We start from the raw sequence: 9,344 nt of genomic DNA on the forward strand, positions 1-9,344 counted from the left end.
AAATGAACAAGAAAACGGTTCGCTTTGGTGCATTAGCTCTATTGTGGGCTACATGTACTTTTGCGCAGGAGCAAGACAGTATTGCTAAGGTTAAACAATTGAACGAAGTAGTGATTTCCGATTCAAAATTTGCATTGTCAAAAGAAAAATCCGGAAAAGTAATTGTGAAAATTACAAAAGAAGATTTAGAGAAAAAGGCGGGGCAATCGGTAGCTACCGTTTTAAGCAGTGTAGCGGGAGTGGAGGTTAACGGTAACCAAAGCGGAGCAGGAAAAAATTTGGGATATTATATCCGAGGCGGGCGTAACCGTCAGACCTTAATCATGATTGACGGAATTCCGGTAACCGACGCATCAGGAATAAACTTAGAATACGATTTGCGTTTGATTCCGGTAGATCAGGTGGAAAGTATTGAAATCATGAAAGGCGCTTCCAGTACATTGTATGGGTCCGGTGCTGCAACAGGTGTTATCAATATCACTCTTAAAAAAGCAGCTAAAAAAGAAATTGCCGGAAATGCCTACATGAGCATGGGAACACAAATGACTGCCGATAAAGTGAAATACAATCCGCAGGATTTCAATCAGGGATTCGCGGTTAACGGAAGTTTGGACAAATTCAATTACTATGCGACTTTAAACAGTACGGAAATCAAAGGAATTTCGGAAGCTACCGTACCGCAGTCGGCAACTTATGAAGACGATCGTTTTTCGAGAGTGAATTCGCTGGTAAAGTTGGGTTTCACCCCTACAAAAAAACTAACGTTGGATTTCTTTGGTAATTACGACAGAGTAAAAAGTGCCTTCGATGGTAGTTTTGACAATTTCTCTAATCCGGATTCTCCGTTTAATGTTTCCACCTCAGAGCAATTCCGATTTGGTTTTTCACCCAAATACAAATACAATAAAGGAGAATTTGTTTTGAATTCAGCTTTCAATACTATCGAACGCAATTACAATATTTTCAACAGCTGGACTTCAGGAATCGACACAAGTGATTATAAATCCAGCAGCGTTAATGTGGATGCGTTCAATAAATATGAAATCACTAACCAGTTTTTTGTGGTAGCCGGAGGTCAGTTTCAGTTTCATGAAATGAATTCCGTTACGCCGTATGACGTTATCAAAAAAGAAAACGCCAAATTCAATACGATTGACCCTTATCTGACAGCGGTTTACAATTCAAGTTTCGGACTGAATATTAATGCCGGGGCACGCTATAATATGCACAGTGTTTATGATAATCACTTGGTTTATAATATCAATCCGTCGTATAATTTTTCAGGGTTTCCGTTAAAAGTAGTGGCCTCTTACAGCACGGCATACATTACACCGAGTTTATACCAGCTGTATTCGCCTTACGGGAATTTAAAATTAACTCCGGAAGAAAACGCAACGGCTGAAGTTGGTTTTGAAACCACCTTGTTAAATAAAAAAGTAACGTTGAATGCAGTAGCTTTCCATAGAGAAGAGAAAAATTCAATTGGTTTTTATACCGACACCACTACATGGGAATCCTATTATATTAATGTGGAAGGAAAGTACAATGCTAAAGGTGTGGAGTCGGCTGTGAGTTATTCCGTAACTGATAAGTTGAAAGTAAATGCGAATTATACGTTTACACAACCGGAAGAAAAGTTAAGCCGTTTGATTTCCAAACACAAAGGGAATGCTTCTGTTGATTTTCATGCATCCTCAAGACTCTTTTTAAATCTTAACTACCAATATGTAGACGATAGAAAAGACGCTTATTTTGATGGCGGTACTTTTGCCACAGTTCCCGTAAAACTGGACGCTTATCAATTGGTGAATTTTACGGTAAAACACGAGCTTATTAAAAACCGAATGAGTGTTTTTGGTACGGCAACCAATATTTTTAATGAAGATTTTGTCGAAACGGTTGGCTACAGTACCAGAGGCAGAAACTTTAAAATCGGCTTGAATTTAAATTTTTAATAGTAATTAAAATTCATGTTTTGTTTGAAGCCCTGTTCCATTTGTTTGGAACGGGGTTTTATTTTTTGCATTTTTTTTATTGTACCTTGTAACAAACAAGTGAGTAGTTCGTCTTGATTGTATAAACCAACACCAAACCAATGAAAGTATGAATCAACAGGAGTTTGTAAATTTAATTTCTCCTTTTAAAGACAAGTTGTTTCGGATGGCGAAAAGGTTGCTCGTGAGCACCGAAGAAGCCGAAGATGCCACTCAGGAAGTTTTGGTGAAATTATGGAAAAACAATAACGTTCTTTCGAATTATTCCAGTGTGGAAGCATTTGCGATGACGATGACCAAAAATTACTGTCTGGATCAGTTAAAATCGAAAAGGGCATCAAATTTGCAGATTGTACACAGTAATTATTCCGACAGGACAGCCAGTGTTCAACGACAAATTGAAGACAAAGACAGTTGGGATTGGGTGGAAAAAATAATGGAAACCTTACCCGAACAACAGCGGTTGATTATTCAGATGCGGGATGTGGAAGAATATGAATTTGCGGAAATCGCAAAAATAATGGACATGAGTGAAACGGCAGTAAGAGTCGCACTTTCCCGAGCAAGAAAAGAAATAAGAGAACAATTGGTTAAAAAGCATAATTATGGAATTACATACAATTGAAAAACTAGTAGAAAAATACTTTTCAGGAGAAACCAGTGTTGCCGAAGAGAAGCAGTTGAAAGACTACTTTTCATCTTCAGATGTGGCGCCCCATTTGGAACAATACCGTGCGGTTTTTGGTTACTTCCGTCAGGCAAAACAAGAACAATTCACTAAGACGGTTCCACTACACCCCAGAAAACACAGTTATGTAGTGTGGATTACCGTTGCGGCAAGTGTAGCAGTTTTGTTAGGTACGTTTTACATTATGAATCATAAACCGGAACAACCTCAGGATTTAGGAACCTTCGATAACCCGGAATTGGCTTTCGAGGAAACCCAAAAAGCCCTGAATATGGTTTCGGAAAATGTAAACGAAGGCGTGAAAAGTATCAACTATGTCAACGAGTACAATCAAACAACAAAAACAATCTTTAAATAATCAAAAAATGAACAAATTATTTTTAACACTAGTAGCAGTAATATTTTCATCAACCTTATTTGCACAATCGGCTTTCGATAAATTCGACGGTCAGGAAAGTGTAACTTCGGTTATCGTAAACAAGAAAATGTTCGAATTAATGAGCAAAGTAAAAGTGGATGCGTCCGATAAACAAGCGCAGGCCTATATGGGATTGCTTAAAAAATTAGACAATTTGAAAGTGTTTACCACTAATAGCGCAAAACCGGCTTCGGAAATGAAATCGACGGTTAATAGTTATTTGAAATCCAATCCGTTAGACGAATTAATGCGTGTGAACGATGGTGGTAAAAACGTGAAAATTTATGTAAAATCAGGAGCCAGCAGCAATCAGGTGAAAGAACTTTTAATGTTTATTGAAGGTGCCAATGCTAAAAACGAAACCGTTTTACTTTCGTTAACCGGAAATTTCGATTTGGATGAGATTTCTGCTTTGACCGAAAAAATGAAATTACCAGGCGGTGATTCTTTGAAAAAAGCTTCTAAACAATAAGTATGAAATCGCCATTAACAACAAGTTTGCGCACGCAAACACCTAAAAATAAAGCGATAACATATATGACCTCTAACAAATAAAATTTACATATATGAAACGTTATTTATTCATAGGACTTGTTTCGGTATTGTTCTTTGCAAGTTGCGAACAAAAACCTTCGCTGCAGAAATATTTTGTAGAGAACACCGAAAATAAAGAATTCATCGCGGTAGATATTGCGCCAAGCATTATCAATGTGGACAAGGTAACTTTAAGCGGTGAAGAAAAAGCGGCGCTTGCTTCTTTCAAAAAAATAAACGTATTGGCTTTTAAAGCCGATTCGACCAATCAGAAAGAATTTGATGCCGAACGTTCGAAAGTGACTACCATTCTGAAAGACAAAAGCTATCAGGAACTGATGAAAGTGGGTTCCGGTAAAGAAGGCGGCGCGATTTATTTTGTTGGAGAAGACGAACATATCGATGAATTTGTATTGTTCGCCAATAAAAAAGAAAACGGTTTCGCAGTTGTCCGGATTTTGGGCGAAGACATGAATCCGACGCACGTTATGAATCTGATGAGTTTGCTGAAAAAAGCAAATGTAGATATGGAACAGCTAAAGCCTTTACAGGCCTTGATGCAACCTTAACTGAAAAGTCCCGAAACACATCGGGACTTTTTTATTGTTTGAAATATTTTCTTGGAAATAATAACATACCGAAACATTCGCCGTCTTCTTTCCCCAAATGTTTATGATGCATTTTATGAGCTCTCCGAACCGCTCTGGCATAGCGGTTGTTAGCATTGCGAAACAGTTTAAAGCGTTGATGGATGAAAATATCATGTACCATAAAATAAGCACAGCCGTAAACAAATATTCCCAATCCGATGGCTAAACCGATGCTAAGAACATCAAATTTCCACAACAGAAAAAAAGTAACACTTATAATGGCATAAAATACAAAGAATGCATCATTATGCTCAAACCAGGAATCGTGTGTTTTATGATGATGATCTTCGTGTAGGCACCATAAAAAACCATGCATGATGTACTTGTGACTAAACCAAGCCATGAATTCCATAAAGCAGAAAGTAAGCAGAAAGACCAATATATGTAGCCACATAAAATTTGTTTTTTTAGATTAAATTTAAGCGATAATTCAGATAACATTTCGCCAAAAGCCCCACTTTTTCATAATCAGGAACACGGATTCGCGTATTTTTAATTTCTAAAGATGGTGTCTTTTTAAGCTTGGAAAGCAATTTTTTGTAATACACATAAGCAGTGTACACTCCAAATTTAGCTTCCAACGGAAGTTTTACAATTCCTTTAAATCCGGCTTCAAAATCGGCTTCGATTTCCTGAATGATTTGTTGTTTTGAGGTTTCATCCAGACGGGATAAATCGGTATTTGGAAAATAGGTGCGGTTTAATTCATCATGATCAGCTTTCAAATCCCTCAAAAAATTCACTTTCTGAAATGCCGAACCCAAACGCATGGCACCTTCTTTCAGCTCTTCGTATTTTTTATCGTTTCCGTTTACAAAAACTTTCAGACACATTAAGCCCACCACATCGGCTGATCCGTAGATGTATTCGTTGTATTCGTCGTAAGTGGTGTATTCGTTTTTATACAAATCCAGTTTCATGCTTTTCATAAAAGCAGTAATCAGTTCTCTCGGAATAGCATATTTGTTAATGGTATGCTGAAACGAATTCAGCACCGGATTTAAACTGATTTTGTTTTCCAACGCTTTTTCCAAATCGTCTTCAAATAACTGAAAAAGCTGCTCTTTATCGTATTCATGAAACGTGTCTACAATTTCGTCGGCAAACCGCACAAAACCATAAATATTATAAATGTCCTGACGAATGCTTGGCGCCAACATTTTTACCGCACTCGAAAACGACGTACTGTATGCCTTGGTCACATTCTTACTGCATTCAAACGAAATCTGATCAAATAATGCTTTCATACTGGTTGTTTTTCGGGTTTGTAGTGTTTTTTGATTAAATCGGCAACGAGTTTTCCTGAAATTAAGGAAGGCGGAACACCCGGTCCGGGAACGGTAAGCTGTCCGGTAAAGTAGAGGTTTTTGACTTTCTTGCTTTTCAGTTTCGGACGTAAAAAGGCGGTCTGTAATAGCGTGTTGGCCATTCCATAGGCATTTCCTTTGTATGAATTGTAGTCTTTTATGAAATCGTTAATGCAAAACGATTCTTTAAAAAGGATGCTGTCTTTCACTGATTGTCCGGTCAGTTTTTCCAATCGGGTAATGATTTTATCAAAATATTTTTCGCGTAATTCCGTCGTGTCTTCAATTCCGGGAGCGAGCGGAATCAGAAAAATACCGGCTTCTTTTCCTTCCGGTGCCGAATTTGAATCGGTTTTGGAGGGGAAACTGGCATAAAAAAGCGGATTTTCAGGCCATTTCGGATTGTCATAAATGTCAGCGGCATGGGTATCAAAATCGACATCAAAAAACAAAGAATGATGTTCTGTGTTTTGAATTTTTTTATCGAAACCAACGTAAAATAAAAGGGAAGAAGGCGCGAAGGTTTTCTTCTCCCAATAGTTTTCAGAATACATTCGGTTTTTATTCTCCAATAAAGTTTCGGAATGATGATAATCGGCACCGCTCACTACAATATCTGCATGGATTTTCTGTCCGTTAACTTGTATTCCGCAGGCTCTTCCGTCTTCCGTCAGGATTTTTTCCACTACAGCATTGGTGTGGATTTTTACACCGAGTTCCCGAGCCAGACTTTCCATAGCCAAAATGACACTGTACATACCATTTTTAGGATGCCAGGTGCCAAGACCGAAATCGGCGAAATTCATAAAACTGTAAAAGGATGGCGTGTCCGATGGTTTGGCGCCCAAAAAAAGTACCGGGAATTCCAATATCTGAATCAGCCTTTCGTTTTTAAATTGTTTTCGGATGTCTTTTGAAATATTGCTGAAAAATTGTCCGACTTTCATTGCGGTTTCGGGCGTAATCAATTCGAGCGGACTTTCACCGGGACGGTACACCAGATTTTTAATTGCGATATCATAATTGCTCTGCGCTTCTTTCATGAACGCCGCTAATTTTTGTCCGCTGCCTTTTTCAATGCTTTCAAAAGTGGTGATGATTTCCGGTAAATTATCCGCAATGGTAACAAAATCGTTGGTATCAAAATACACCTGATACGCCGGACTGAGTTTAATCAACTCATAATAATCGGAAGGTTTTTTCTTGAAATCGGCAAAGAAACGTTCGAAAACATCCGGCATCCAATACCACGTCGGACCGATGTCAAAAGTAAATCCGTCTTTTTGCAGTTGTCTTGCGCGACCTCCAATAGTTGCGTTTTTCTCGTATATGCTGACATCGTTACCTTCTTTGGCAAGATAACAGGCAGCGGCTAACGAAGAAAAGCCTGAACCGATGATTTGAATAGTTGTTTTCATATTTTGTTTAACAAATATACTAAAAAGTTAAACAAAACAACTGTTCTTTTTTATTTTTTTATTTCTTTCGAAAAGTCACCGATAGAAGTGAATGTTTTAATTTTTTCTGAAATGCGTTGATTGTCAATAAATTCGGTCATTCTTCCTAAAACATATAGTTTTGAATCGGCATCATCTAATACGGTATCGCTTACCGTTTGCAGATAGTCATTTACTTCTTCCGGACTTGGTTTAACGGTTATGTACGTTACAAAAGTGATGTTACTGAAGTATTTTTTCACATCCAAAAGACATTCGGTAGGAATGCTGGATCCTAAAAAAATGGTTTTGTACCCTTTACTCAGGATTTCATAGTTAAGGTATAGCAGTCCTAATTCGTGAATTTCGTTCGAAGGAAGGTAAAGCACAAATACCCGATCAGTCTTTTCGCTATTAGTCTTTTGTAGTATTTCGATGTTGATTAATAATTTCTGCTTAATCAAATGGCTGATGAAGTGTTCGTGCGCCGGACTTATTGTTGCGGTTTGCCATAATACCCCCAGTTCTTCCAATAAGGGAATGAACACGTCGTAAAAAATCGTGCTGAATTTTTTCTCGTTTAACAACTCGTCATATGTTTTGAGAAAAGCGGTTTGGTCAAAATTCATCATGGCGATTTTAAAAGCGCTGATGGCATGACTTTTTGAGTTTTTTTCCGATGATATTTCGTTGACCATGCTGGCAATCTTCTCGTTCGAAAACGTAGAGATTCTGGATATTTTATAGCCGTGTTGAATCAGCAGACAGATATTTAATAGCTTCTGAAGATTTGTCAGATCGTAATTTCTGATATTGGTGTCGGTACGCATGGGTTCCAGAATATTATATCTTTTTTCCCAAATGCGAATAGTGTGTGCTTTGATACCGGAGAGGTTTTCCAAATCTTTTATACTGAAAACACTTTTTATTACGTTCATCTTTTTGTTGATTTCGTTAAACAAAATTACGAGTTTATTTATTCTGATTGGTTACATTTGTTAAAAATATTTCAGAGATGATTCAATACGATTATATTTTCGCTGGAGTTGGCTTGGCAAGTCTTATGGTTTTGCATGAAATGATGGAGGCTGATGTGTTGAAAAACAAAAGGATTTTGCTGTTGGAACCCGATGCTAAAAATCAAAATGATCGAACTTGGTGTTTTTGGGAAAAAGGAGTAGGGGAATGGGATGCGGTTGTTGCGAAAGAATGGTCCAGTGGTTTTTTTATCAATAATGAAAAAGAAATCGAATGTTTCGGCGAAGGAATGAAATATAAAATGATTGAATCGTCGTTGTTTTATAAAAAAGTACTGAGCGAATTGAATAAGTGTTCTGAAGTAGTTTGGAAAAATGAAAGGATGAAAGGGTATTCTGAAAGCGAATCGGTTGTGACGGTTACCACAGATTCTGAAATATATAGTGCCGATTTTTTATTCAACAGTGTTCTGGATTTCAATCAATTGAAGGATAATAAAAGATGTCCTTTGTTGTTGCAGCACTTTCAGGGTTGGTTTGTGAAAACAGATGTTCCTTGTTTTGATGCTAACCGTGCGGCCTTTATGGATTTTTCGGTGCCACAAAATGGGAATACACGATTTATGTATGTGCTACCGGTTTCAGACAAAGAAGCTTTGATTGAATATACTTTGTTTTCGGCGGAGCTGCTCCAAGAGAAAGAATATGAAAATGCTATTATTGCTTACCTGAATCAGAAAGGAATTGCTGAGTATACAATTACCCGAAAAGAAAAAGGCATAATTCCAATGACGGCTTATCAGTTCTGGAAAAAAAACTCCAAGCGGGTTCTGAACATCGGTTCGGCTGGTGGCTGGACAAAAGCGAGTACGGGATATACGTTTAAAAATTCGGTAAAGCAGTCTAAAAAAGTTGTAGCGTATTTGAAAAAAGGGGTGAACGATTTTACACATTTTTACAAGCCAAACCGTTTTTCGTTTTATGATGCTTTGTTTGTAACGGTTTTGTTCCGTCAGAATGATTTAGGTTATTCGCTTTTCAGTGGAATGTTTTCCAAAGTGAAGCCGGAAACTGTTTTTAAGTTTTTAGACGAAGAAACATCGCTTATAGAAGATATGGAGGTGATTGTGAGTTGTCCGAAGTTTCCTTTTCTGAAAGCATTTCTGAATAAGGCATTCGGGTTTTAAAAGGCTGTTTTTACAAGCCTGAGAGAATGCTATAAAAAAAATCCAAATAACGAGGTTGTCTGTTATTTGGATTTTTAGTTTCGTGACTACGGTCAGATTGACTTCGTCCTTCTGAATAAAGCTCCGCTTTGAAAATAAAAACCTGCATAAAAT

General features: G+C 37.6%; 10 protein-coding genes. 6 read left to right on the forward strand and 4 right to left on the reverse strand.

Annotation, left to right across the window (positions count from 1 at the left end; translation table 11 throughout):
* Positions 1–2: 2 nt before the first annotated feature.
* From FCR2A7T_RS09205 to FCR2A7T_RS09225, 5 genes are all read left to right on the forward strand, one after another.
* A complete protein-coding gene (locus tag FCR2A7T_RS09205; RefSeq protein ID WP_023571010.1) occupies positions 3–1,955 on the forward strand; it encodes a TonB-dependent receptor plug domain-containing protein in 1,953 nt (650 codons plus the stop codon).
* Positions 1,956–2,103: 148 nt separating this feature from the next.
* Complete coding sequence (locus FCR2A7T_RS09210; protein ID WP_023571011.1) at positions 2,104–2,619, forward strand: RNA polymerase sigma factor; 516 nt, start codon at positions 2,104–2,106, stop codon at positions 2,617–2,619.
* On the forward strand, positions 2,600–3,040 hold the full coding sequence (locus tag FCR2A7T_RS09215; protein WP_035118011.1) for a hypothetical protein: 441 nt from the start codon (positions 2,600–2,602) through the stop codon (positions 3,038–3,040). The genes FCR2A7T_RS09210 and FCR2A7T_RS09215 overlap by 20 nt, the downstream gene beginning before the upstream one ends.
* 7 nt (positions 3,041–3,047) lie before the next feature.
* The gene (locus FCR2A7T_RS09220; RefSeq protein ID WP_035118070.1) at positions 3,048–3,572 is read left to right on the forward strand and encodes a DUF4252 domain-containing protein; all 525 of its coding nucleotides are present in this window, start codon (positions 3,048–3,050) and stop codon (positions 3,570–3,572) included.
* Between the two features lie 94 nt (positions 3,573–3,666).
* Entirely contained in the window at positions 3,667–4,203 is a 537-nt protein-coding gene (locus tag FCR2A7T_RS09225) for a DUF4252 domain-containing protein (RefSeq protein WP_023571013.1), read from the forward strand.
* A 31-nt stretch (positions 4,204–4,234) separates the two neighbouring features.
* Here FCR2A7T_RS09225 and FCR2A7T_RS09230 read toward each other — a convergent pair whose 3' ends face one another.
* From FCR2A7T_RS09230 to FCR2A7T_RS09245, 4 genes are read right to left on the reverse strand one after another with little or no spacing between them, the layout of a single operon-like run.
* On the reverse strand, positions 4,235–4,678 hold the full coding sequence (locus tag FCR2A7T_RS09230) for a sterol desaturase family protein (protein ID WP_035118014.1): 444 nt from the start codon (positions 4,676–4,678) through the stop codon (positions 4,235–4,237).
* A 13-nt stretch (positions 4,679–4,691) separates the two neighbouring features.
* Entirely contained in the window at positions 4,692–5,531 is an 840-nt protein-coding gene (locus FCR2A7T_RS09235; RefSeq protein ID WP_035118016.1) for a phytoene/squalene synthase family protein, read from the reverse strand.
* Positions 5,528–7,009, reverse strand: coding sequence for a phytoene desaturase family protein (locus FCR2A7T_RS09240; protein ID WP_023571016.1), 1,482 nt, complete (start codon positions 7,007–7,009; stop codon positions 5,528–5,530). The genes FCR2A7T_RS09235 and FCR2A7T_RS09240 overlap by 4 nt, the downstream gene beginning before the upstream one ends.
* A gap of 50 nt (positions 7,010–7,059) precedes the next feature.
* The gene (locus tag FCR2A7T_RS09245) at positions 7,060–7,965 is read right to left on the reverse strand and encodes a MerR family transcriptional regulator (RefSeq protein WP_035118018.1); all 906 of its coding nucleotides are present in this window, start codon (positions 7,963–7,965) and stop codon (positions 7,060–7,062) included.
* Between the two features lie 77 nt (positions 7,966–8,042).
* Here FCR2A7T_RS09245 and FCR2A7T_RS09250 point away from each other — a divergent pair, with 77 nt between their 5' ends.
* On the forward strand, positions 8,043–9,191 hold the full coding sequence (locus FCR2A7T_RS09250) for a lycopene cyclase family protein (RefSeq protein ID WP_023571018.1): 1,149 nt from the start codon (positions 8,043–8,045) through the stop codon (positions 9,189–9,191).
* Positions 9,192–9,344: the final 153 nt, after the last annotated feature.

It is taken from the genome of Flavobacterium cauense R2A-7 (assembly GCF_000498475.1).
Taxonomy (GTDB): Bacteria; Bacteroidota; Bacteroidia; order Flavobacteriales; family Flavobacteriaceae; genus Flavobacterium; species Flavobacterium cauense.

Coding starts and splice junctions, on each gene's coding strand:
- FCR2A7T_RS09205 (WP_023571010.1), top strand. CDS start 3: ATGAACAAGAAAACGGTTCGCTTTGGTGCATTAGCTCTATTGTGGGCT.
- FCR2A7T_RS09210 (WP_023571011.1), top strand. CDS start 2,104: ATGAATCAACAGGAGTTTGTAAATTTAATTTCTCCTTTTAAAGACAAG.
- FCR2A7T_RS09215 (WP_035118011.1), top strand. CDS start 2,600: ATGGAATTACATACAATTGAAAAACTAGTAGAAAAATACTTTTCAGGA.
- FCR2A7T_RS09220 (WP_035118070.1), top strand. CDS start 3,048: ATGAACAAATTATTTTTAACACTAGTAGCAGTAATATTTTCATCAACC.
- FCR2A7T_RS09225 (WP_023571013.1), top strand. CDS start 3,667: ATGAAACGTTATTTATTCATAGGACTTGTTTCGGTATTGTTCTTTGCA.
- FCR2A7T_RS09230 (WP_035118014.1), bottom strand. CDS start 4,678: ATGTGGCTACATATATTGGTCTTTCTGCTTACTTTCTGCTTTATGGAA.
- FCR2A7T_RS09235 (WP_035118016.1), bottom strand. CDS start 5,531: ATGAAAGCATTATTTGATCAGATTTCGTTTGAATGCAGTAAGAATGTG.
- FCR2A7T_RS09240 (WP_023571016.1), bottom strand. CDS start 7,009: ATGAAAACAACTATTCAAATCATCGGTTCAGGCTTTTCTTCGTTAGCC.
- FCR2A7T_RS09245 (WP_035118018.1), bottom strand. CDS start 7,965: ATGAACGTAATAAAAAGTGTTTTCAGTATAAAAGATTTGGAAAACCTC.
- FCR2A7T_RS09250 (WP_023571018.1), top strand. CDS start 8,043: ATGATTCAATACGATTATATTTTCGCTGGAGTTGGCTTGGCAAGTCTT.